This window comes from Arthrobacter sp. GMC3, assembly GCF_002929305.1.
Classification (GTDB): Bacteria; Actinomycetota; Actinomycetes; order Actinomycetales; family Micrococcaceae; genus Specibacter.
The window spans coordinates 1-743 of record NZ_PJIO01000075.1; the positions used below are offsets into that span (position 1 = coordinate 1).

1 protein-coding gene is annotated in these 743 nt (G+C 61.4%); it reads right to left on the bottom strand.

The features are described 5' to 3' along the window. On the bottom strand, nt 1-683 hold a 683-nt coding region (locus CXQ94_RS22810), incomplete at its 3' end, for a hypothetical protein (RefSeq protein ID WP_181034361.1). Nucleotides 684-743 lie beyond the last annotated feature (60 nt).

Genomic DNA, 743 nt, shown 5'->3' on the forward strand with positions numbered 1-743 from the left:
GCGGCGAGGAGTGCGATGGTTGCGAGTGTGCCGGTTTGGAGTCCGGTCATGGCTAGGCCCTGTGTTGTGGGGTTGGCCGATGATGTTGTGGATCCGGTTGGGGTGGTGCCGTTGGTGGGGGGTGTTGTGGCCGTGTTGGTGGGTGTGGGGTCTGTGGTGGGTGGTGTGGTGGCAGTGACGGTGACACGGATTGTGGCTTTGCCGGTGATGTTATCGACGTTGGTGACGGCGTACTGGACGGCGGGTACGGTGCCGGTGAATCCTGCCGTGGGGGTGAAGACGACTTTTGAGTTGGCGAGGGTGAAGACGCCGCCGTTGACACTTAGTTGTGTGGTGGGGTTCCCTGCACTGTCAAGAAGTGTCAGAGTTGTCGGGTCCAGGGTGGCTTCCCCGGGGAGCCCGTCATTGGCTAGGACGTCGATGGTGATTGGTGTGGTGTTCAGAGTGGTGGCGGTGTCATCGACCAAGGTGGTGGGGCGTGGGTCGATGGCGCGGGCACCGGAGCGTTGGAGAATGGTGCCGCTGAAGTTCCAGGCGGGCCAGACGGGGCCGGGGTAGGCCATGTCCCAGGTCAACGTGTTCAGGGTTCCTAGGTTGTAGGACCAGGAGGAGCCGTCGGCGGACAGGACAAAGTTGCTATCACCGTTAACACTGGTAAATGTTGCGCCATGGGGTTCACGCAAGGGGTTAGGGTAACTCTGCCCAACAACAACATCGGGCAAGGTCAACGTCTGATCGCGGGC